This window comes from Micromonospora sp. KC213, from assembly GCF_004348325.1.
GTDB lineage: Bacteria > Actinomycetota > Actinomycetes > Mycobacteriales > Micromonosporaceae > Micromonospora.
The window spans coordinates 1-23,026 of the sequence record NZ_SMKF01000093.1 but is presented as its reverse complement, the minus strand read 5'-3'; the positions used below and the strand labels follow the sequence as shown (position 1 = coordinate 23,026).

Genomic DNA, 23,026 nt, shown 5'->3' with positions numbered 1-23,026 from the left:
GGCCCAGGACGCCCGCACCCCCGGCGGCCTGCCGGTACGGGTACGTCAGGCGCACATCGCCCCGCAGCTGAAGGACAGCGCCGGCCCCGCCGGCGAGCCCGAACCCACGGCGGAGGAGCCCCGGTCACCCGAGCAGGTACGCCGCACGATGGCTTCGTACCAGAGCGGGACGCGCGCCGGCCGCGCCGAGGCCGAGCGACTCCTCGACGAGCCCGACCCGAACGGGTCGGCGGCAACCTGATCCAACACTGCCAGAAAGAGGAAACGGGAAGTGGTACAGCACAGATCGACCAATGATCTGGCCTGGTTGCTGGACGAACTGGTCGGACGGGTGCAGCAGGCCCGGCACGCGATCGTCCTGTCCGTGGACGGGCTGCTCGTCGCCTCCTCCACGGGGCTGAGCAACGGCGACGGGGAGCACCTAGCGGCGATCGCCTCCGGGATCCAGAGCCTGGCGAAGGGCGCCGGCAAGCGGTTCGGCGGCGGCAGCGTACGGCAGAGCATCATCGAGATGGAGTCGGCGTTCTTGTTCGTCACCGCCGCGGGGCACGGCGCGTGCCTGGCGGTCCTGGCCACGGAGGACGCCGACGTCGGTCTGATCGCCTACGAGATGGCCACACTGGTGGTCCGGGTCGGCAAGTTCCTGGAGTCCCCGGCGCGGTCCGCACAGCCCATCGGAGGGTAGGGGTGGCCATGCCGGATTCGGAGCCACTGTGGGTGGACGACGCGGCCGGACCGGTCGTGCGGCCCTACGCGATGACCAGGGGCCGCGCGGCGGCGCAGAACCGCTTCAACGTGATTTCGCAGGTGGTCGCCGCGCAGCCGGCGCCGGCGTTGGAGGTGGGGATCGGGCCGGAGCACATCGCCATCGTCAACCTCTGCCAACGCCCCCTGGCGCTGGCAGAGGTCGCCGCCCACCTCGGTCTTCCTCTGGGAACGATCCGTGTTCTCCTCGACGATCTGCTGGCACGGCGGCTCGTCAAGGTCATCGAGCCCAAGCCGCACACCACCCTCCCCGACGACAGCGTATTCGAGGCACTGATCAATGGAATCCGGGCACTCTGAGGGCGAGGGCGGCACCGCCCTCCCGACCGCTACCAAGATCCTCATAGCCGGCGGCTTCGGCGTCGGCAAGACCACCCTGGTCGGTTCCGTCAGTGAGACGGCACCGCTGCGCACCGAGGAGATCCTCTCCGAGAAGGGCATCGGCGTCGACGACCTCGCCGGCGTCGAGTCGAAGTCGACCACCACGGTGGCGATGGACTTCGGTCGGATCAGTTTCGGCGAGGACCTGGTGCTGTATCTGTTCGGCACCCCCGGGCAGGACAGGTTCTGGTTCGTCTGGGACGAGCTGGCCCACGGCGCCCTCGGCGCGGTCGTGCTGGCCGACACCCGGCGACTGGCCGATTGTTTCCCGTCGGTGGACTACTTCGAGCGGCATCATCTGCCGTTCATCGTCGCGGTGAACTGCTTCGACGAGGCCCGCCGGTACAGCCTCGACGAGGTGAAGCTGGCCCTGAGCATCGACCCGGACGTGCCGGTGATGCTGTGCGACGCCCGGCAGCGGGAGTCCTCGAAGGACGTGCTCATCACCCTGATCGAGCACGTCCGCAAGTCGCGTAGCCGGGCCGGCGACCCGCAACCCGCCGGTTCCTGAGCTGGACACGTCCGGAGCAAACCCGCCGGCATCGTGCGGGAGGGCCGCGTCTGTGCGACCAGCACGGCGCCGAGGACGATCAGGCCGCCCACGGCCTGCACGGCGGTGAGGCGTTCGTCGACGAGCAGCCAGCCGAGCGCGGTCGCGACGAGAGGACTGAGCAGGCCGAGAAACGTCACCTCGGTCGGGGACAGGGCCCGGATGCCACGGAACCACGGCGGGTAGGCGAGCATCGCGCCGGCTACGCCGAGGTACGCGTAGCCCGTGAGGTTGGCGGGAGTCATCGTGGCGGGTGGGGCTCCTTCGAGGACGAGGGCGACCGGTGCCAGCAGCAGGCCACCGGCGACGAGCTGCCAGCTCGTGGTGGCCAGAACCGGCGCCGGCGACGGCCACCTCTTGCTGAGCACCACGCCGAGGGCCATGCACGCCGCCCCGCCGAGAGCGGCCACCACGCCCACGGCGTCCAGTCGCAACGAGGGCATGGCCCTCATCGAACAGGTCCTGCCCGACCACGTCGCCACCGAGCACCGGCTGCTGGCCGCGCTGCCCCCACCGACCGCGCGGCCCTGGCCGGTCTGCTTCGGGACCTGCTGGAGTCGCTCGGCGACACCCGCTGAACCCACCAACCGGCACCAAACCATCCGGCGACCGCCGCGCCTCTGGGCTTTCCCGGCCCCGAGGACGCGGTCAACACCTCGGCGACCCCGGCCAGCCCTCCGCGCGCACCTAGCCCTGGGCTTCAAGCTCCCGGTCGACCGGCGTCCCCGACTCGGCGGCAACGAGGACGACATGCAGGTTGCGGGGACCGTGGACGCCCTCGACCCGGCTGAGTTCGATGTCGCTGGTGGCGGAGGGTCCGCTGATCCAGGTCAGAGGCCGGTACGGGCCGACCCGGGCCAGGGCGTCCGGCACGGTGGCGACGACCTGGTCGGCGCGGAGTACGCAGACGTGCACGTCGGGCAGCAGGGTGATGAGCCGGCGGCCCTGGTCCGCAGCCGCGTCGAGCACGATGGTGCCGGTTTCGGCGACCGCCACCGCCGCCCCGGTGACCACCCCGTCGGCGGCGGCGACCACGTCGACGCCGAGGTCGTCGTCCGGTACCGCGGTGACGCTGTCGGGCAGCCAGTGCCGGGGCAGTCCGGGCGGCACCACGACCCGTCGACCGCCGAGCACCGCGTCGACGGTGCCGGCGACGTCGGCGTCGGCGCACCGGTGCACGGTGGCCCGGTAGTCGGTGAGCCGCTCCACGAACAGGTCGAGGTCGACGACGGCCGACCCGGGGCCACGGTAGTCCCGCGCCACCTCGGCCGGCGCCGGCACCGGCCCGCCGAGGGCGGCCCGCAGGCGGCCGAGGATCACCTCCCGTGCGCTCACCGCTCGGCCCACCACTGACGGAAGGTCTGCCGCGGCGGCTCCGGCAGGTCGCGGCTGGCGGTCCAGCCGGACAGCGGCGGCGGCAGGCCGCGCCCCCGCCGGCCGGCGAGCCGGCCCAGCCGCACGGCGCGCTGCGCGGCCGCGTACAGGGCCGGATGGTCCATCGTGTACGCGGCGGCGGCCATCGCCGTCGCCTCGGCCCTCGGGTGGGGCGCCTGGCCGCGCAGGTGGACCAGGATGGACGGGATGTCGATCATCACCGGGCAGGCGTCGTAGCAGGCACCGCAGAGCGACGACGCGTACGGCAGGGAGGCATTGTCCGCCACGCCGGTGAGCTGCGGGGAGAGCACCGCGCCGATCGGCCCCGGATAGACCGACCCGTACGCGTGCCCGCCGGTGCGTTCGTACACGGGGCAGACGTTCAGGCAGGCCGAGCAGCGGATGCAGTGCAGCGCCTGCCGGCCGACCGGGTCGGCCAGCACCGCGCTGCGCCCGTTGTCGAGCAGCACCAGGTGGAACGCCTGCGGCCCGTCGCCCGGGGTGACGCCGGTCCACATCGAGGTGTAGGGGTTCATCCGCTCCCCGGTGGACGCCCGGGGCAGCAACTGGAGAAAGACCTCCAGGTCCCGCCAGGTGGGGATGACTTTCTCGATGCCCATCACGGTGATCAGGGTCTCCGGCAGGGTGAGGCACATCCGCCCGTTGCCCTCCGACTCGACCACCGCGAGGGTGCCGGTCTCGGCGACGGCGAAGTTCGCCCCGGAGACGGCCACCCGGGTACTCAGGAACGTCTGGCGCAGGTGCCGCCGCGCGGCGGCGGCCAGGGCCGCCGGCTCGTCGGTGAGCGCCCGGTCCACGCCCGGCATCGCCCGCAGGAAGATCTCCCTGATCTCCGAGCGGTTGCGGTGGATCGCCGGCACCAGGATATGGCTGGGCCGGTCGTCGCCGAGCTGCACGATCAGCTCGGCGAGGTCGGTCTCGACCGGTTCGATCCCGGCGGCCTCCAGAGCCTCGTTGAGGCCGATCTCCTGGGTAACCATCGACTTGACCTTCATCACCCGGTCCGCGCCGGTGGCCCGGACCAGGTCGGTGACGATCCGGTTTGCCTGCACCGCGTCAGCCGCCCAGTGCACCGTGCCGCCGGCCGCGGTCACCGCCGCCTCCAGCTGTTCCAGCAACTCGGGCAGTCGGGCCATGGTGTCGGTCTTGATGGCCCGACCCGCGGCCCGCAGTCCCGGCCAGTCCGGCACCTCACCGATCACCGCCGCCGACCGCCCCCGGATGGTGGCGGTGGCGTGGCCGAGGTTGCGGCGCAGCTGGGCGTCCGACAGCGCCCGCCGGGCGGCGGCGGGGAACGGCTCGGTGCCGCGTAGGTGCCCCACACCGGGCGGCGCGGTGGCCGGCATGCCGAGGAAGGACCGGGTCATCTCGTACCTCCCGTGGTCGGTGCCGGGGCGTCGGCGGGGCCGGCTTCGGTGCTGGCCAGGATCTCGGCCAGGTGCACCGTCCGGACCCCGGCGCGCAGCCGGGACAGACCGCCGCCGATGTGCATCAGGCAGGAGGCGTCCCCGGCGGTGCACACGTCGGCCCGGGTGGCGAGCACGTGACGCATCTTGTCGGCGAGCATCGCGGTGGAGGTGTCGGCGTTCTTCACCGCGAACGTGCCGCCGAAGCCGCAGCACTGCTCCGCCTGCGGCAACTCCACCAGGTCCAGCCCACGCACCGCGCGCAGCAGCCGCAGCGGCCGGTCCCCCACCCGCAGCATCCGCAGCGAGTGGCAGGTCGGGTGGTATGTCACCCGGTGCGGGTAGTACGCGCCCACGTCGGTCACCCCGAGCACGTCCACCAGGAACTCCGACAGCTCGTACGTGCGGGCGGCGACGTCCTCGGCCCGCCCCGCCAGCCGCTCGTCCCCCGCACCCCGGGCCACCGTGGCGTGCTGGTGGCGCACCGACCCCACGCAGGAGCCGGACGGGGCCACCACCACGTCGTACGGGGCGAAGACCCGCACGTGTCGGCGCACCAGCCGCAGCGCGTCACCCGGATAGCCGGTGTTGACGTGCATCTGCCCGCAACAGGTCTGCCCCTCGGGGAAGACGACCTCGTGACCGAGGCGCTCCAGCAGCCGTACCGTCGCGATCGCCGCCTGCGGGAACAGGGTGTCGGCCAGGCACGTCACGAACAACGCGACCCGCATCATCCACCACCCATCCGCTGTTCGGCGGCCTGCCAGGCCGGCTGGTCGCCCCGCGGCTCGTACCGGACGAGGCGCTGGGTCTCGCGCAGCAGGGACCGCAGGGCCGCCAGGTCACCGCCGACCACACCGGCGGCGCGGGCCTGTACCAGGATGTTACCGAGCGCGGTGGCCTCGACCGGCCCGGCGATCACCGGTAGTCCGCAGGCGTCGGCCGTCAACTGGCAGAGCAACTCGTTGCGGGCGCCGCCGCCGACGACGTGCACGGCCTCGACGTCCCGGCCGGAGAGCTGCTGGGCCTGGCGCACCGCCCGCCGGTGGGCCAGCGCCAGGCTGTCGATGACGCATCGTACGGTGGCGGCCCGGCTGTCGGGCACCGGCTCGCCGGCGCGCCCACAGGCGTCGGCGATGCGGGCCGGCATGTCGCCGGGGGGCAGGAACACCGGGTCGTCCAGGTCGACGACGCAGCGCAGGGCCGGTTCCCCGGCGGCCTGCCGCACCAGCTCGGGCAGGTCGGTGGTGCCCCAGGCACGCAGCGACTCCTGCAGCGGCCACAGACCCATCACGTTGCGCAGGTAGCGGATGGTGCCGTCGACGCCGGACTCGTTGGTGAAGTTGGCCCGCCGGCTCGCCTCGGTGAGCACCGGAGCGTCCAGTTCGACCCCGACCAGGGACCAGGTGCCGCAGGAGATGTAGGCGAACCGCTCCCCCGCCGCCGGCACACCGGCGACGGCGGACGCGGTGTCGTGGGAGCCGACCGCCACCACCTCGGGCGCGCCGGGCAGGCCCAGGTCGGGTCGGACCGGGCCGACCCGGGTGCCCGGGTCGTGCAGTGGCGGGAACAGGTCGGCCGGGATGCCCGCGTCGGCCATCAGTTCGGTGGCCCAGGCCCGCCGCCGCAGGTCGTACAGCTGGGTGGTGGAGGCGTTGGTGCGCTCGGCGCCGATCCGCCCGGTGAGCCAGTACGTGATCAGGTCCGGGATGAGCAGCAGCCGGTCGGCGGCGGCCAGTTGCGGCGTACCGGCCGCCGCGACCAACTGGTAGAGGGTATTGAACGGCAGCTGTTGCAGCCCGGTGGTGGCGTAGAGCCGTTCCGGGCCGAGTTGCCGCGCCACCTGGTCGGCCATCCCGTCGGTACGCGCGTCGCGGTAGTGCACCGGGTTGCCGAGCAGCGCCCCGGCGCTGTCGAGCAGCCCGTAGTCGACGGCCCAGGAGTCGACGCCGACGCTGGCCACCGGACCGGCGGCCCGCAGGCCGGTCTGCACGCCGTGCCACAGGCGCAGGATGTCCCAGTGCAGGGTGTCGCCGACCCGGACCGGCTCGTTGGTGAAGCGGTGCGCCTCGGCCAACTCCATCCGGTCACCGTCGACGTGCCCGACCATCACCCGGCCGCTGGACGCCCCCAGGTCGACGGCGGCGACCGTGACCGAGCCGCTCACCGCGTACCGTGCCGGTCACTCATCGAACTGCCCCTGTCTGTCATGGCTGGTTCCGCCGCGGCGCCGGTCAGCGGAGGAAGGCCGCGGCGACCCCCGCGTCCACCGGGATGTGCAGGCCGGTGGTGTGGGACAGCTCGCCGCCGGTGAGCACGAAGACCGCGTTGGCGACGTGCTCGGGCAGCACCTCCCGCTTGAGCAGGGTGCGCTGGGCGTAGAACTCGCCCAGCTTCTCCTCCGGCACGCCGTAGACGGCGGCCCGTTGCGCACCCCAGCCACCGGCGAAGATGCCGGAGCCGCGCACCACCCCGTCGGGGTTCACGCCGTTGACCCGGATGCCGTGCCCGCCCAGCTCCGCGGCGAGCAGCCGGACCTGGTGGGCCTGGTCGGCCTTGGCCGCGCCGTACGCGACGTTGTTCGGGCCGGCGAACAGGGAGTTCTTGCTGGAGATGTAGACGATGTCCCCGCCCATCCCCTGCTCGATGAGGACCCGGGCGGCCTCCCGCGACACCAGGAAGGAACCCTTGGCCATCACGTCGTGCTGGATGTCCCAGTCCGCCTCGGTGGTCTCCAGCAGCGACCTGGACAGCGACAGTCCGGCGTTGTTGACGACGAGGTCGAGCCCGCCGTAGGCGAGCACCGCCGCGCGGACCGCGGCGGCCACCGCCTCGGCGTCGGTGACGTCGACCGGTACGGCCACCGCGACGTCGTCGCCGCCCAGCTCACCGGCGACCCGCTCGGCGGCGGCGACGTCCCGGTCGGCGATGACCACGCAGGCGCCTTCGGCGGCGAGCCGGTGCGCGATCGCCCGGCCGATGCCGGACCCGGCCCCGGTGACCAGAGCGATCCGGGTGGCCAGCGGCTTCGGCTTGGGCATCCGGGCGAGTTTGGCCTCCTCCAGCGCCCAGTACTCGATGCGGAACTTCTCCGCCTCGTCGATGGGCGCGTACCGCGACACCGATTCCGCACCACGCATCACGTTGATCGCGTTGAGGTAGAACTCCCCGGCGACCCGGGCGGTCTGCTTGTTGGCCCCGTAGCTGAACATGCCGACGCCGGGGATGAGCACGATCGCCGGGTCGGCGCCGCGCATCGGCGGGCTGTCCGGACCGGCGTGGCGCTGGTAGTAGGCGCGGTAGTCGTCCCGGTAGGCGGCGTGCAGCTCCCTGAGCCGGGCGACGGTGTCGGCCAGCGGCGCGGTCGGCGGCAGGTCGAGCACCATCGGACGGACCTTGGTCCGCAGGAAGTGGTCCGGGCAGGAGGTGCCGAGCGCCGCGAGCGCGGGGTGCCGCTCGCGGGCGACGAAGTCGAGTACCACGTCGCTGTCGGTGAAGTGCCCGACCTGCGGGCGGTCGGTGCAGGCCAGCCCGCGCAGCAGGGGTGCCAGCGCCGCGGCCCGGGCCCGCCGCCCGGCCGGCGGCAGCGGCTCGTAGCCTTCGACCACCGCGCCGAACGGCTCCGCCCGGCCGCGCTCGTCGAGGTACGCCTGCGCGGTACGGATGATCTCCTGCGAGTGGCGTTCGCACTCCTCGCTGGTCGCCCCCCACGCGGTGATGCCGTGTCCACCGAGGATGACGCCGATCGCCTGCGGGTTGGCCCGCGCCACGGCGGCGATGTCGAGGCCGAGCTGGAAGCCGGGCCGCCGCCACGGCACCCAGAGCACCCGGTCGCCGAAGATCTCCTTGGTCAGCTCGGGTCCGTCGGCGGCGGTGGCGATGGCGATGCCGGCGTCGGGGTGCAGGTGGTCGACGTGCGGGGCGTCGACCAGTCCGTGCATGGCCGTGTCGATCGACGGCGCCGCCCCGCCCCGCCCGTGCAGGCAGTAGTCGAAGGCGGCAACCATCTCGTCCTCCCGGTCGACACCCGGGTAGACGTCGACCAGGGCGCGCAGCCGGTCGAGCCGGAGCACCGCCAGACCCGCCTCGGTGAGGGTGCCGAGGTCGCCGCCGGAGCCCTTGACCCACAGCAGCTCGACCGGGCCACCGGTCACCGGGTCAATGGTCTCGCCCTTGGCCGAGGTGTTGCCGCCGGCGTAGTTGGTCGTGGTCGGGTCGGCGCCGAGCCGGTTGCTACGGGCGACGAGCGCCTGAACCTCGGAGTGCATGGTTCATGTCCCCTGTCTGCGTTATCGGTGTGCTCAGGCGCCCCAGCCGGCCTGCTGGCCGCCGACGCGTTCGGCGCGGATCTTCTCGAAGTAGCCGGAGCGGGTGTAGGCGGCCATCGGGTCGGGGTCCAGGCCCAGGTCGGCGCGGAGCTCGGCGAGCAGCGGCCGCACGTCGGTGTGGTACGCGTCCATCAGCACCGCGTTGGCGCCGAGCACGTCACCGGCCTGCTGGGCGGCGGCGAGCGCGTCGGCGTCGACCAGCAGCGCCTTGGCGGTGGCCTCCTGGACGTTGAGCACCGAGCGGATGATCGCGGGAATCTTCGGCTCGATGTTGTGGCACTGGTCGAGCATGAACGCGATGCCGGCCTCCGGGCGCAGGGCGTCGCCGCGGACGATCTCGTACATGATGCGGAACAGTTGGAACGGGTCCGCGGCACCGACCATCAGGTCGTCGTCGGCGTAGAAGCGGGAGTTGAAGTCGAAGGCCCCCAGCTTTCCGGCCCGCAGCAGGAACGCCACGATGAACTCGATGTTCGTGCCGGGGGCGTGGTGCCCGGTGTCGATGACCACCTGCGCCTTCGGCCCGAGTTCCAGGCAGTGCGCGTACGCGGTGCCCCAGTCGGGCACGTCGGTGGTGTAGAAGGCCGGCTCGAACAGTTTGTACTCCAGCAGCATCCGCTGGTCGTCGCCGAGGCGGTCGTAGGTCTCCCGCAGGGCGGCGGCGAGCCGGTCCTGCCGGTTGCGGAAGTCGTCCTGGCCAGGGTAGTTGGTGCCGTCGGAGAACCACAGCTTGAGGTCGCGCGAGCCGGTGGCGTCCATGATGTCCACGCACTCGAGCAGGTGGTCGATCGCCTTGCGGCGCACCCCCGGGTCGGGGTTGGTGACGCTGCCCAGCCTGTAGTCGTTGTCCTGGAAGACGTTGGAGTTAATCGCGCCGAGGGCGACGCCCTGGTCGGCGGCGTGGCTCGCCAGGTCGGCGTAGTCGTCGACGCGGTCCCACGGGATGTGCAGGGCCACCGTCGGCGCCACGCCGGTGAGGCGGTGCACCACGCCCGCGTCGGCGATCTTCTCGTACGGGTTGCGCGGCACACCTTCCTGCGGGAAGACCTTGAACCGGGTGCCGGAGTTCGCGTACGCCCACGAGGGCGTCTCGATGCGCTGCGCGCGCAGGGTCTGCTTCACCCGCTCCCGGGTCGGCGTCTCGAGCTGCGTCATGCCTGCTCTCCCTTCTGGGCGGCGAGCTGCGCGTCGAGGTTGAAGACCTCGTCCAGCGGTCGCATGGCCCGGTCGGCGGTCTCGTCGTCGAGATTGAGGAAGAAGGGCGCCATCTCCGCCTGCCAGCGGGCGTTGACGTCGCGGTCCTGCATCGCTGCCTGGGCCGCCGCGAAGTCGTCTGTGGTCAGCACCCCCACGAGCAGGCCGTCCTCGCGGAGGAACAGCGAATAGTCGCGCCACCCGCTCTCGGCCAAGGCAGCGAGCATCTCCGGCCAGACCCGCTCGTGACGGGCGCGGTACTCGTCCAGCCGGGCCGGGTCGACCTGGAGGGTGAAGCAGATGCGGGGCATGGCTCTCCCATCGACGGCCCGGTCGGTGCCGGCCACGACGGCGGCACCGACCGGGGGATGCTCAGAAATTAAACTTGTCGATGTTGCTCTTGTCGAACACCGTGGGCGGGCCGAGGACGACCACCCCGTCCTTGCCGACGGTGAACTCACCGAGCCTGCCGGCGGTGAACCTGTCGCCCTCGGCGCCGCTGATCTGGCCGGAGGCGAGGGCCGCCCCGGCGTACGCGGCGAGGTAGCCGAGGTCGGCCGGGTTCCACAGGGCGAACGCGTCGACGGTGCCGTCCTTGACGTACTCGCGCATCTGGTTGGGGGTGCCCAGGCCGGTCAGCTTGACCTTGCCCTTGTACTGCGAGCCGCTGAGGTAGCGGGCGGCGGCGGCGACACCGACCGTGGTCGGGGAGATGACCCCCTTCAGGTTCGGGTACGCCTGCAGCAGGCCCTGCATCTCCTGGAAGGACTTCTGGTCGTCGTCGTTGCCGTAGGCGACCGTGACCAACTTGACCTTGCCGTACTCCGGCTTCTTCAACTCCTCCTTCATCAGCGCGATCCACGCGTTCTGGTTGGTGGCGTTGGCGGTCGCCGACAGGATGGCGATCTCGCCCTCGCCGCCGATCTGCTCGGAGATGAGCTTGACCTGGTTCTCCGCGATGCCCTGGGCGGTCACCTGGTTGACGAAGACCTGCCGGCACTCCGGCTTGGTGTCCGAGTCGAAGGTCACGATCTTCGCGCCGGCGGCCTTGGCCTGGTTCAGCGCGCCACAGATCGCGTTCGGGTCGTTCGCCGACGTCACAATGACGTCCATGCCCTGCTGGGACAGGGTGTTGATGTAGCTGACCTGGGACGAGGCGCTGGCCTCGGAGGGGCCGACCTCCTTGAACTCGCCCTTGACCTCGGTGACCGCCTCCTTTCCGCCATTGTCCGCGGTGGTGAAGTACGGGTTGTTCACCTGCTTCGGCAGGAAGGCGATCTTGAGACCTTCCTTGATCGGGGCATCCGGGTTCGCGGCGCCGCTGGCCTGGCTGCCGCCGGCGTTGTCGCGGGTGGTGCCGCCACAGGCCGCGGTGCCGAGGAGGAGTGCGGTCAGGGTGAGCGCGGTGGCTCCGAGGCGGAGCCGGAAAAGGGAGTTCATCGACGTCCTTCCGGGGGAGGTGGGGGGAGGGAGACGGTCACGGCGCGGTGACCCGCGTGTGCTGCCGTCGTCGGTGCAGCCGGGCGCGGATGTCCCGGACCGCGTTGGGCAGGACCACGGAGGCGATGAGCAGGGTGCCGGTGACGATCGTCAGCGCGTTGGCGTCGACGTCGGCGAGTTGCAGCGCGTTGCGGACGACACCGAGGAGCAGGACGCCGGCCACCACGCCGAGCAGCCGACCCCGGCCGCCGAAGATGGACACGCCGCCCAGCAGCACGGCGGTCACCACGGTCAACTCCAGGCCGGTGGCATTGTCCCCGCGGGCGCTGGCGTAGCGGAGGGTCCAGAAGAGGCCGGCCAGCCCGCAGACCGCACCGGAGGCCACGAACAGCCAGAACTTCGTCCGGGCCACCGACACCCCGGCGAAGGTGGCGGCCTCGCTGTTGTTGCCCATGGCGTACAGTGCCCGTCCCGCCGGCGTGGCGTGCAGGACGACGCCGAACACCAGCGCCAGCAGGAGCACCGGGACGACCATGACGGGGATGGACGTGCCGGGGATCGGCCGCACCACGGCGGCGGTCCAGTCGGCCGGGAAGTCCGCCACCGCCTGGTCGCCGAGGACCACGAACGACAGCCCTCGGTACAGGGCGAGCGTGCCGATGGTCACCGCCAGCGACGGCAGGCCGAAGCCGGTGACGAACACGCCGTTGACCGCGCCGAGCAGGGCGCCCAGCAGCACCACCAGGACGCAGATCAGCTCCAGCGACAGTCCGCTGGACAGCCACAACTGGCCCATCAGGGAGCTGCACAGGCCGACCATGCTGGCCACTGACAGGTCGATCTCACCGGTGACGATGATCAGCGTCATCGGCAGCGCGAGCAGAGCCAGCGGCACCAGGTCCAGCAGGAGGAACTGGGCGTTGCGGCCGGTGGCGAAGTTCGGCACCGCAGCGCTGGCCACCAGCACGGCGGCGACCAGCCCGGCGACGATCGCCGCGTCCCAGGACCCGAGCGCCGTGCCGAAGCCGGCCAGGCGGCCCGACTGGCGACCGGCGACCGGCGGTGCCGGAGTCAGGGTGTCATGCGACATGTGCGCTCCTCCCTCGGAGCCGGGCCGCCGTGCGGATGGCCAGGACCCGGTCCAGACCGATGGCGGCGAGGATGAGCGCGCCGACCACGGCCTGCTGCCAGAACGGATCGATGCGCAGGACCGCCAGCGAGCTGCCGATCGTGGTCAGCAGGACGGCGCCGAGCGCCGCGCCGTAGACGCTGCCGCTGCCGCCGAAGATGGCCACCCCACCGACCACCGCGGCGGCGACGACCTGGAGCTCCAGGCCGGTACCGGCAGCCGCGTCGAGCGTGCCGAACCGGGCCGCGTACAGCACCCCGGCGAGACCGGCGAGTGCTCCGCTGGCGACGAAGACGGCGAACACCCGCCGGCCGACCGGGATGCCGGACAACCGGGCGGCCGCCGGCTCGGAGCCGATGGCGTACAGCTCCCGGCCGCTGCGGTAGGACCGCAGGTAGAAACCGGCGACCGCGACGACGACCAGCGCGACCAGGAACAGGACGGGCACGCCGAACAGCGTCTGGTTACCCAGGCGCAGGAACGACCGGGGCATGTCGGCGGCGTTGATCTGCTGACCGGCCGCCCAGTAGTAGTCGACGCCACGGAAGGCGTAGAGGGTGCCCAGGGTGATGACCAGCGCGGGGACCTTGGCCACGGCGATGAGGCCGCCGTTCACGGCCCCGCACACCGCACCGAGCACGACGCCGGTCACGAGCGCGACCGGCCACGGCGTGCCGGGCGCGGCGAGGAACAGCTCGCCGGTGGCGAAGGCGACCAACCCCAGGATCGACCCGACGGACAGGTCGACGTTGCGGGTGACGATGACCAGGGTCTGCCCGGCCGCCAGGATCACCAGGATCGCGCAGCCCAGCAGCAGGTCCTTGATGCTCTGGCTGCCGAGGAAACGGTCGTTGTACAGCGTGGTGACCAGGATCAGCGCGCCCAGCGCGAGCAGCAGGCTCAACTCCCGGACGGCGAGCAGCCGCTCGGTGAGGCCGCGGCCGGAGCGGCTCGCGGCCGGCGACGGGACGCCGGTGGGCCGGTCGGCGACGCTGGTGTCGGTGCGGCTCATGCGGTCGCTCCCTGACCGGTCGCGGCGAACATGACGGACGTCTCGTCGGCCTCGTCGCGGGACAGCTCGCGGACCAGCCGACCCTCGTGCATGACAAGGACCCGGTCGGCCATGCCGAGCACCTCCGGCAGCTCACTGCTGATCATGAGAATGCCCATTCCCTCCCCGGCCAGCTCCGAGAGCAGCCGGTGGACCTCGGACTTGGTACCGACGTCGATGCCGCGGGTGGGCTCGTCGACGATGAGGACCCGGGGACGGGTGGCGAGCCACTTGGCCAGGACGACCTTCTGCTGGTTGCCGCCGGACAGCGTGCCCACCGCGGCGGTGAGCCGGGAGGTCTTCACCCGCAACCGGCGGGTCCACTGCCGCGCCTCGGCCCGCTCCGCGCCACCGAACAGCAGGCCCAGCCGGGCCAGCGCCCCACGGCGAACCAGGGTGGCGTTGCGTTCGACCGACAGCTCCATGACCAGGCCCTGTTGACGCCGGTCCTCGGGTACGAGCGCCAGGCCGGCCCCGATCGCCTTGGCGGCGCTGCCCGCCGGCAGGACCCTGCCGGCCACCCGGACCTCGCCGGTGTCGTAAGGGTCGATGCCGAAGATGGCCCGGGCCACCTCGCTGCGCCCGGCCCCGACCAACCCGGCGAGGGCCACGATCTCCCCGCCCCGGACGTGGAAGGACACGTCGGAGAAGACGCCGGCACGGCTGAGCCCGCGTACCTCCAGCAGGGTGTCGCGCCGCACGGTGTCCTGCTTCGGAAACAGCGAGTCGACGTCCCGGCCGACCATGCGGCGCACGACCTCGCCAACGGTGAGGTCGGCCGTCGGGTCGCTGGAGACCCAGGCTCCGTCGCGCAGTACGGTGAGTCGCTGGCACAGGTCGAACACCTCGTCGAAGCGGTGCGAGATGAACAGCACCGCCGCGCCACGCGCGCAGAGCGAGCGGGCGACGCCGAAGAGCCGTTCGACCTCCACGCCGGAGAGCGCCGCCGTCGGTTCGTCCATCACCAGGACACGGGCGTCGAAGGAGATCGCCTTGGCGATCTCGACGAGCTGCTGGTCGGCGATGGACAGCCCGCGCGCCGGACGGGCGGGGTCGATCCGGACGCCGAGGCGGGCGAACAACTGCTCGGCGGCGCGGTTCATCTCCCGGATGTCGACCCGACGCAGGCTCCGCAGGGGTTGCCGGCCCATGAAGATGTTCTCCGCGACCGTGAGGTCCGGAAACAGCGTCGGCTCCTGGTAGATGACGGCGATCCCGGCGGCCCGGGCGTCGGCGGGGCCCCGCAGCAGGAGCGGCTCGCCGTCCAGGGTGATCCGGCCCGAGTCCGGCGCATGGGCGCCGGCGAGGATCTTGACGAGGGTCGACTTGCCCGCGCCGTTCTCACCGACCAGGGCGTGCGCCTCGCCCGGATGAAGTTCGAGGTGCACCCCCCGCAGCGCGGCGACGGCGCCGAACGACTTCGCGATGTCGTCGAGCACGAGGAGCGGGGGTGAGGTGATCGTGCCTGCGTCGGGGCTCATTCGACCCCCTTCTGAATCGTTTCATGCAGCTTGCGCTAGGACGCTAGGGGCTCACCCGCAGAGCGTCAAGAGTGTCGCGGAAGTTCCTGCTGGGCTTTCTCACCGACCGAGACAGCGCAACGGCCCAGATGGAGACACCTCTCGATGAGCCTTCCGGCCGCCCTCCGAAACCTACGGTGAAACATTTCAGGTAGTTTGGACTCCCCGACCACGGGCGGGCCGGCATTGTCGTACACCAGCACAGCGCGTCGAGGGAGCCATGGCAGCCGCAAGCATCAAGGAGGTGGCGCGGCACGCCGGCGTGTCCCTGGGCACCGTGAGCAACGTGCTCAACCGACCCAACCGGGTCGCTCCCGCCACCCGGCAGCGGGTCCTCGACGCCATCGCCGAGCTGGGCTACGTCCGCAACGACTCCGCCCGGCAGTTGCGCGCCGGGCGCAGCCGCACCATCGCCATCGTCGTGCTCGACGTGGCCAACCCCTTCTTCACTGACGTGGTCCGGGGCGCGGAGCAGGTGGTCGAGGAGGCCGGCGCCATGCTCGTGGTCTGCAGCAGCGGCGAGGACCGGGCCCGGGAACGCCGACACCTGGAGCTGCTGGAGGAGCAGCGGGTACGCGGGGTCCTCATCACCCCGGTCGGCCTCGGCAGCCAGCCCCACCTGCAGCGCCTGAACAGCCGGGGCATCCCGGTCGTCCTGGTCGACCGCGGGTCCGGCGGCGCGAGCTGCTGTTCAGTCGCGGTGGACGACGTGCTGGGCGGCCGGCTCGCCATGGACCACCTCCTGGCGCAGGGCCACCGCCGCATCGCGTACCTCGGCGGGCCCTTCTCGATCCCTCAGGTTGCCGACCGGCACGCCGGCGCGGCGGCGGCACTGGCGGCGTACGGCGAACCCGGCGAGCTGCGGGTGGCCGCCACCGACACGCTGACGGTGTCCGCCGGCCGGCGGGCCGCCGCCGAACTCGTCAGCCTGCCCCTGCGGCAGCGCCCGACCGCCGTGTTCTGCGCCAACGACCTGATCGCGCTCGGCGTGCTTCAGGAGCTGACCACGCGCGGGCTGCGGGTGCCCGACGACATCGCGATCGTCGGCTACGACGACATCGAGTTCGCCGGGGCGGCGGCGGTCCCGCTGTCGTCGGTGCGCCAGCCGCGCGAGCAGCTGGGGCGTACGGCGGCCCAGCTGCTGATGGAGGAGGCCGAGGGCGGTGCGACGCACCGTCACCGGCACGTCGTGTTCCAACCGCAGCTCGTCGTGCGTCACTCCAGCGATCGCCCCCGGCGCTGACCGCCACGCCGCCCGGTCACCCGTGCCGCCGGTTGGCGCGCAGCGCAGCCAGGATCACCCCGGGTGTGGCCAGCGAACTCGGGTGTTCCCGCATGGAGACGACCTCGTTGAACCGCCGCGCCACCCGCACGTCCGTGACGGTGGCGGTGAGGATCTGCCGGCTGATCCAGCTGGACAACCGGTAACCGCGCGGATAAGGGCCGTCGACGTGCGGCAGCGCCAGGTCCGCCGAGGTCGAGGTCGACCAGGCGGCCTCGACCACGACCTTCTGCAGGTCGAGGAAGCGGCGGGCGGGCACGTCCAGGTCCGGGCGGGACCGCAGGTACAGCGACAGGCAGGCCGCGTGCAGGGCGGCCGCCGTCATCCCCTGCCCGTACACCGGGTTGAAGGACGCCACCGCGTCGCCGACGCTGACCAGCCGGGCCGGAAACCGCCGCAGCGCGTGGAAGTCGCGGCGCCGGCTGTCGGCGTGGCGGTAGGTCTGGACGTCGCCGAGCATCTCGTTGTCGGCGACCTCGCCGAACTCGGGCGGGAACTGCTCACGTAGCCGGCGGACGAAGTCGTCGGCGGTTCGCCCCGGGCGACTGTCCTGGTAACCGGCCATCATGGCCATCCACCGGCCATTCTCGATGGCGAAGAACGCCGCTCCGGCCACGTCCGCCGGCCTACCGGGACTGTGCAGCGCCAGGACGATCGGAAACGTCGGGTGTGGCTCGTCGCGTCGGAACACGGCTGTCGCGTAGTTGAGGTGCACGGTCATCCGCCGGGTGGCGGGCCGGTCCCAACCGCCCTGCTCCAGCCACTCGGACAGCCGGCTCGATCGCCCCATGGCGTCCACCACGAATGCGGCCTGCTCGGTCCGCGGCGCCCCGTCGACGTCGCAGCGCACTCCGGTGACCCCGGCGCCGCCGAACACCAGGCCGGTGGCGCGGGCGGTGACGGTCGTGACGTTGGACAGTCGCCGCACCTGCTGGCGGATCAGCCCTTCCAGCAGGGGGCGGCTGCCCGAGAGGCTGTCGGCGTCGTCGGGCACGACGACCTTGAGCCGGCCGTCCAGGTAGCTCCGCCGGGCCTCGGGGGGCGCCTCGACCGCCCCCTGGGCCAGGGCCTGCTTCCGGAACCCGGGGAAGAGCTGCTCGAACTGGATCAGGCCGCCGGGTAGCAGCGCGTGCAGCTGCGTGCCCTGTGGAACGCCGGGCCGCCCGCCAGGGACCGCCAGGTCGTCGCGGTCGATGACGACGACGTGCTCGGCGTAATCGGACAGCACCCGGGCAGCCAGCAGCCCGGCGACGCTGCCGCCGAGCACGACGGCCTTGCCCATCACCGGGGACGCCTGGTCGGGCGGTCGCGCCGCGTTCAACGTGGCGAAGACCCGAGCCGGCGAGAGGGGCATCCTGCTCTCCAAAGGTACGAGGAAGGGGCTGCGCCGGCCCGCCGTCGACCGGTACCCGCGCGGGCCTGCGGGACGGGACCGGTCGGCCGGCCGGCCGCGCGACGATGGTCGCACGCCGACCGGCCGGCGCCTGACTGTGCCGGACCGACCGGCGCGGCTGCCACGTCAGCCCACCTCGCGCAACCGGGCCGCGATGCGCTCGGGTGTGGTGTCGCTGATCCAGGCGCCCATCGCCGACTCGACCCCGGCCAGGTACTTCAGCCGTCCCGGCGCCCGCATGATCGAGAACACCTGCAGGTGCAGGCGGAACAGGTCACGCCCGGTGTGGGTGGGTGCCTGGTGCACGGCGGCGATGTACGGCAGCGGGTCCGGCCCCGGGTAGTACCGGTCCAGCCGGCCCAGCACGTCCAGGTAGATCCGGGCCAGGTCGTCGCGTTCCGACCCGGTCAGTTCGGGCAGGTCGCACACGTCCCGGTGCGGCGCCAGGTGCACCTCGACCGGCCAGCGGGCGGCCGCCGGCACGTACGCGGTCCAGTGCGCGGAGGCCACCACCACCCGGGTGCCGGCGCGGCGCTCGGCGTCGAGCACATCCCGGAAGAGCGCCCCGCCGGTGGCATCCCGGTGGCGGGCGGCCATCTCGAGCATCCGGGCCACCTTCGGCGGCACGAACGGGAACGCGTAGATCTGCCCGTGCGGGTGCGGCAACGTCACGCCGATCTCCCGACCCCGGTTCTCGAAGACGAAGACGTGCGCGACGCCGGGCAGCCGGCCCAACTGCTCGGTCCGGTCCGCCCACGCCTCGATCACGGTGCGGGCCCGGTGTGGGCTCAGCGACCCGAACGAGCCCTCCGGTTCGGCCGAGAAGCAGACCACCTCGGTACGGCCGTTGGCGGGGCGTACCGGCCAGAGCGGGTCGTCGTCCACCAGCCCCGGGTCGCCGCCGACGCGGGGCGAGAAGGACGGGAACCGGTTCTCGAAGACCACCACGTCGTACGTGGGCTCGGCCACCTCGGTGGGAAAGCCGCCCGGGACCGTCGGCGCCAGCGGATCCTGGTCGGCGGCGGGCAGGAAGGTGCGGTTGTTGCGGTGGGCCGCCATGGCGATCCACTCGCCGGTCAATGGGTCGTACCGGGTCTGGGAGGCGCCCCGCACCACCTCGTCGGCGGGCGGCAGCGTCCGGGTGTCGACCGCCGTACGCTCCTTGCCGCCGCAGAGGTACGGCTCGGTGTCGTCGAAGTAGATGATCTCCCGGCCGTCGGCCATCCGCCGCACCGTCCTGCGGACCCGGTGCACCCGCTCGGGTTCGGTGACGGTACGGCGCGCGACGACGCGCACCCGGTCGACGGTGAGCAACCGGGGGCCGGCACCGGCCAGGCGGTCGCGGGCGGCCGGCGGCAACCAGACCGGTGCGTCCGCCGCGAGCGGAAGCAGGTGCAGGGTGACCTCGCTACCGTCGCGGTAGCCGATGTCGCGGAGGTTGACGATCCAGCGGGAGCCGTCCCAGAACCGGTCGGTGACGGCACGCCCGTCGACCCGCAGCACTCCGACGTCGCCGACCCAGTCGATCTCCAGCAGCGCGTCGTGTGCCGGGTCGGTCGCCCAGTCCGGCAGGCCGAGCCGGTAGCCGGCGGCGAGTTCGTCGAAGACCTCGGGCGTCGGTGCCGACTCGCGGCCGTCGTGGCTGCCGTACGTGACCGGGATCGTGACGGCCGCCGGGCGCCGGAGTTCCACGGCGGCGTCCACTGCGGGCGGCACCGGCCCCGGCGGGAAGACCAACTCGGTGAAGGCCCCCCGGTGCGGGTCGTACGCGCGTACCCGGGGCACTCCGGTCGATGCGACCGTGACCCGGCCGTCCGGCCCCCACCGCAGTTCGTCGTCGCTGAGCAGCAGCCGCCGTCCACCGTCCTCGCAGACCCAGATCGCGTCGGCGGTCTCGGCCGGCAGGACCAGCACGTCCATCTCGCCCGTGTCGGTGGTGAGTCGGATCGGGGCCAAGCCGGGCGTGACCTGCCGGACCCGGGCGCCGCCGTCGACGGCCAACTCGGGGTCGATGCCCGCCTCGGCCACCAGCACCAGGGTCGGTACCGCGCCGGGCAGGAGGGTCAGCACCGAGGCGGTGGCCCAGGCCAGGCGCACGCCGCCCGCGGTGAGGTTGACCGGCCAGCGGGCCAGCGTACCGACGGGGATGTCCACCGGGCGCGACGGCAGCACGATCTCGGCGTCGTCGAGGGTGATCCGGAAGCGGGCACCGCGGTAGGCGGACAGCGGGCAGTGCGGCTGGTGCCAGGCGACGAAGAGGAAGCCGCTGCGGCCGTCGCTGCGCAGCGCCCAGCGCAGCGTACGGTCGTCCGTCACGCCGGACGGCCGCACGGCTGGCAGGCTGGAGGGCATCTCGGCCAGGCGTGGCCCGAAGGCGGCCAGGAAGGCGTGCTGGCGCCGGAGCTCGGCGTGGCTGGGGGCCAGGGTGCCGGCCTCGCCGATCGGGGCGTGAAAGTCGTACCCCAGGCGGGGCATGTCGTTGGGGTAGCGCGTGGCGTGCGACTCCTGCGTCCCGGCGTCGCCGGGCGGGTTGGTGCCGCCGGCGTACATGTAGTAGCCCTGCCAGGCCGAGCCGTTGCCGATCTTGCAGTGGGCGATGGCGGCGACGTCGAGTGCGGTGGGACGCGGCCGCCGGTGGTAGGCGGTGGCCATGCCGCCGCCCAACTCGCAGGTCGCGGGCGGGAACAGTGGCGAGGGGTGGCGGGGCGGCGCCTGCTCCGGACCGCCGTCCCGGGCGCGGCGTACGTCGGCACCGATGCCGGGGTCGTCCCAGACATGGGAGAAGAAGTAGTGGTCCCGGAAGGTCGGGTCCCAGGGGGCGTCGGCGTCCACCCAGAAGCCGTCACCGTAGCCGCCGTACAGGGGCAGCACCTCGCCCTCGGGCAGGTCCGCGCCGCCCCAGGCGGTAGCTGTCCACAGTGGCGCGGACAGACCGGCCTCGCGGGCCAGTCGTTTGAGGGTGACCAGGTGCTTCGGCTGGTCGTACAGTTCGTTCTCCAACTGGATGCCGAGCACCGTGCCCGCCGGGGAGCAGCGATTGGCCAGGGCGGCGGCGAGTTGGCCCCACCATTCCCGGACCAGCTCCAGGTATTCGGGGTCGTCGGTGCGGTGCCGTACCGGGGCCCGCTGCACCCAGTCGGGGAAGCCCCCGTTACGGACCTCGCCGTGGCACCAGGGACCGATGCGCAGGACCACGTCGAGGCCGGTCTCGGCACACAGGTCGACGAAGGCGGCGACGTCGAGGTCGCCGTCGAAGCGTGGGGTGTCGCGGCGTTCGACGTGGTGGATCCAGATGACGTAGGTGGCGACCACGGTGATGCCACCCGCGCGCATCTGCCGCAGGCGCTCGGCCCAGCGGTGCCGGGGGACGCGGCTGTAGTGCAGCTCGCCGGAGACCGGGATGACGGGGGCGCCGTCGCGGGTGAGGTATCGGCTGGTCAGCGACAGCCCGGGGCGGGCGTCCTCGTCGTTGCTCATCCGGGGTCGACGCAGCGGCGCCGCCCAGGGTCGGTGACGCACGGAGAGCGGCGCGGGCCACGGCAACAAATCGGTGGTCATCAGCCCTCCGGGTACGTCGACTGTAATCGGTCACAGGTCGCGGACGCCCTGGATGGCTCAAGATACCGGCACCGTCCCAGGGAAGAACAAGGTCTTGACACGCCGGCACGGCCACATCACTGTAACCGGTTACAGGTTCCGTTCCGGCGCCAGTCCACCCGGGCGGTCGTGTGCCCCCAGCCAGTCCCCGCACCGGTCACGCCGATCAAGGAGGACCAATGAACAGAAAATTCGCACCGTTCGTGGCGACAGTCACGGCGCTGGTCATGGTGTCGGCTGCCGGTTGCAGCGGATCGGACGACGACCCGAGCGGCGGCACGACCGGCGGCACGGTCGAACTCACCTACTGGAGCTGGGCGCCGAACATGGACAAGGTGGCCGCGGCGTGGAACGCGGCCAACCCCGACATCCAGGTCACCGTCAACAAGCAGGACGGCGGCGACCAGGCGGTCACCAAGCTGCTCACCGCCATCAAGGCGGGCAGCGGCGCACCCGACATCATGCAGGCCGAGTACCAGAAGATCCCCACGCTGGTCTCCGCCGACGCCATCGCCGACATCGCCAAGGAGGTCGGTTCCCTCAAGGACACGTTCCCAGAGTCCGCGTGGAACGGCGTGACCCTCGGCTCCGAGGCCGTCTACGGGGTCCCGCAGGACTCTGGCCCGCTGCTCTTCTACTACCGCGCCGACGTCTTCGACAGGCTCAAGATCACCCCGCCGAAGACGTGGGACGAGTACGCCGAAGCCGCCCGCAGGATCCGCAGGGCGAATCCCAAGCAGTACCTCGGCACCTTCTCGGCCACCGACCCGGGCTGGTTCGCCGGACTCGCGCAGCAGGCCGGGGCCTCCTGGTGGGGGGTGAACGGCCAGTCCTGGACCGTCGCCATCGACGACGAGGCCACCCGGAAGGTGGCCGGCTACTGGGGCGGGCTGGTCCAGGAGGGCGTCATCGACAACAAGCCGATGTACACCCCGGAGTGGAACGCCGCGCTCAACGACGGCACCCAGGTCGGCTGGGTCAGCGCGGTCTGGGGCCCGGGCGTGCTGGAGGGCAACGCCAAGGACACCGTGGGCAAGTGGAAGGTCGCCCCGCTGCCGCAGTGGGACGCGGCCAAACCGGCCACCGGCAACTGGGGCGGCTCGGCCACCAGCGTGACCACGCAGAGCAAGCACAAGAAGCAGGCCGCGAAGTTCATCGCCTGGCTCAACAGCGACCCGGCCGCCCTCAAGCTGCTGGTCTCCGACGTGAACGTCTACCCGTCGGCCAAGGAGGCGACCAGCACGGCGCTCACCTCGCCGCCGGCGTTCTTCGCGAACCAACCCGACTTCTACCAGATCGCCGAGGAAGCGTCGAAGATCGCGAACCCGTTCACCTACGGCCCGAACGTGAACGTGACCTACAGCGCCTACAGCGACGCCTTTGCCAAGGCCGCGGAGTCCAGGAACGCCGCCGCGTTCACCGCGGCGCTGAGCACCATGCAGAAGACCACGGTCGACGACATGAGGAACGTCGGCTTCACCGTCACCGGATGAGCGTCGGCCGGGCGGGAAGCCGACTGGTGTCCGCCCGGCCCCCGCCGACCCGGGGTTCACCCGCTGTCAGGAAAGGGCCCGGCGATGACCCTGCTCTCCCCC

The 23,026-nt window shown here is 72.2% G+C and carries 19 protein-coding genes; 6 read left to right on the top strand and 13 right to left on the bottom strand.

Annotated features, from left to right (window positions below):
• The 4 genes from E1166_RS31045 to E1166_RS18955 all read left to right on the top strand — a co-directional run.
• On the top strand, positions 1 to 241 hold a 241-nt coding region (locus E1166_RS31045; RefSeq protein ID WP_165944375.1), incomplete at its 5' end, for a hypothetical protein.
• A gap of 30 nt (positions 242 to 271) precedes the next feature.
• On the top strand, positions 272 to 685 hold the full coding sequence (locus E1166_RS18965; protein ID WP_132265659.1) for a roadblock/LC7 domain-containing protein: 414 nt from the start codon (positions 272 to 274) through the stop codon (positions 683 to 685).
• Between the two features lie 2 nt (positions 686 to 687).
• Positions 688 to 1,065 carry a DUF742 domain-containing protein gene (locus E1166_RS18960; protein ID WP_207914346.1) on the top strand — a complete coding sequence of 126 codons (378 nt, stop codon included), beginning with the start codon at positions 688 to 690 and terminating at the stop codon, positions 1,063 to 1,065.
• A complete protein-coding gene (locus tag E1166_RS18955; protein WP_132265664.1) occupies positions 1,046 to 1,657 on the top strand; it encodes an ATP/GTP-binding protein in 612 nt (203 codons plus the stop codon). Before E1166_RS18960 ends, E1166_RS18955 begins: the two co-directional genes overlap by 20 nt.
• 726 nt (positions 1,658 to 2,383) lie before the next feature.
• On the opposite strand, the gene E1166_RS18945 is transcribed toward E1166_RS18955, so the two are convergent.
• The 11 genes from E1166_RS18945 to E1166_RS18895 form a co-directional block, all read right to left on the bottom strand.
• Positions 2,384 to 3,031, bottom strand: a complete 648-nt coding sequence (locus tag E1166_RS18945) for an LUD domain-containing protein (protein WP_243710428.1) — start codon at positions 3,029 to 3,031, stop codon at positions 2,384 to 2,386.
• On the bottom strand, positions 3,028 to 4,458 hold the full coding sequence (locus tag E1166_RS18940; RefSeq protein WP_132340639.1) for a lactate utilization protein B: 1,431 nt from the start codon (positions 4,456 to 4,458) through the stop codon (positions 3,028 to 3,030). Before E1166_RS18940 ends, E1166_RS18945 begins: the two co-directional genes overlap by 4 nt.
• Positions 4,455 to 5,228, bottom strand: a complete 774-nt coding sequence (locus tag E1166_RS18935; protein WP_132340637.1) for a (Fe-S)-binding protein — start codon at positions 5,226 to 5,228, stop codon at positions 4,455 to 4,457. The genes E1166_RS18940 and E1166_RS18935 overlap by 4 nt, the downstream gene beginning before the upstream one ends.
• Positions 5,228 to 6,664, bottom strand: coding sequence for a rhamnulokinase family protein (locus E1166_RS18930; protein ID WP_132340635.1), 1,437 nt, complete (start codon positions 6,662 to 6,664; stop codon positions 5,228 to 5,230). Before E1166_RS18930 ends, E1166_RS18935 begins: the two co-directional genes overlap by 1 nt.
• A gap of 67 nt (positions 6,665 to 6,731) precedes the next feature.
• Positions 6,732 to 8,765 (bottom strand): bifunctional aldolase/short-chain dehydrogenase, encoded by a 2,034-nt coding sequence (locus E1166_RS18925; protein ID WP_132340633.1) that lies wholly within the window; start codon positions 8,763 to 8,765, stop codon positions 6,732 to 6,734.
• A gap of 33 nt (positions 8,766 to 8,798) precedes the next feature.
• On the bottom strand, positions 8,799 to 9,980 hold the full coding sequence (gene rhaI / locus E1166_RS18920) for an L-rhamnose isomerase (protein WP_132340631.1): 1,182 nt from the start codon (positions 9,978 to 9,980) through the stop codon (positions 8,799 to 8,801).
• On the bottom strand, positions 9,977 to 10,330 hold the full coding sequence (locus E1166_RS18915; RefSeq protein ID WP_132340629.1) for an L-rhamnose mutarotase: 354 nt from the start codon (positions 10,328 to 10,330) through the stop codon (positions 9,977 to 9,979). Before E1166_RS18915 ends, rhaI begins: the two co-directional genes overlap by 4 nt.
• Positions 10,331 to 10,391: 61 nt before the next feature.
• Positions 10,392 to 11,459 carry a rhamnose ABC transporter substrate-binding protein gene (gene rhaS / locus E1166_RS18910; protein ID WP_132340627.1) on the bottom strand — a complete coding sequence of 356 codons (1,068 nt, stop codon included), beginning with the start codon at positions 11,457 to 11,459 and terminating at the stop codon, positions 10,392 to 10,394.
• A gap of 37 nt (positions 11,460 to 11,496) precedes the next feature.
• Positions 11,497 to 12,549, bottom strand: coding sequence for an ABC transporter permease (locus E1166_RS18905; protein WP_132340625.1), 1,053 nt, complete (start codon positions 12,547 to 12,549; stop codon positions 11,497 to 11,499).
• A complete protein-coding gene (locus E1166_RS18900; RefSeq protein ID WP_132340623.1) occupies positions 12,539 to 13,600 on the bottom strand; it encodes an ABC transporter permease in 1,062 nt (353 codons plus the stop codon). Before E1166_RS18900 ends, E1166_RS18905 begins: the two co-directional genes overlap by 11 nt.
• Complete coding sequence (locus E1166_RS18895; protein ID WP_132340621.1) at positions 13,597 to 15,120, bottom strand: sugar ABC transporter ATP-binding protein; 1,524 nt, start codon at positions 15,118 to 15,120, stop codon at positions 13,597 to 13,599. Before E1166_RS18895 ends, E1166_RS18900 begins: the two co-directional genes overlap by 4 nt.
• Positions 15,121 to 15,379: 259 nt before the next feature.
• Here E1166_RS18895 and E1166_RS18890 point away from each other — a divergent pair, with 259 nt between their 5' ends.
• Positions 15,380 to 16,402: a LacI family DNA-binding transcriptional regulator gene (locus tag E1166_RS18890; protein ID WP_132340619.1), complete on the top strand. Its 1,023-nt coding sequence runs from the start codon at positions 15,380 to 15,382 to the stop codon at positions 16,400 to 16,402.
• A gap of 16 nt (positions 16,403 to 16,418) precedes the next feature.
• On the opposite strand, the gene E1166_RS18885 is transcribed toward E1166_RS18890, so the two are convergent.
• Entirely contained in the window at positions 16,419 to 17,795 is a 1,377-nt protein-coding gene (locus tag E1166_RS18885; protein WP_132340617.1) for an FAD-dependent monooxygenase, read from the bottom strand.
• A 165-nt stretch (positions 17,796 to 17,960) separates the two neighbouring features.
• On the bottom strand, positions 17,961 to 21,392 hold the full coding sequence (gene galT / locus E1166_RS32735) for a galactose-1-phosphate uridylyltransferase (protein WP_347813031.1): 3,432 nt from the start codon (positions 21,390 to 21,392) through the stop codon (positions 17,961 to 17,963).
• A gap of 218 nt (positions 21,393 to 21,610) precedes the next feature.
• On the opposite strand from galT, the gene E1166_RS18875 reads away from it, so the two are divergent.
• Positions 21,611 to 22,924, top strand: coding sequence for an extracellular solute-binding protein (locus tag E1166_RS18875; protein ID WP_132340615.1), 1,314 nt, complete (start codon positions 21,611 to 21,613; stop codon positions 22,922 to 22,924).
• Positions 22,925 to 23,026: the final 102 nt, after the last annotated feature.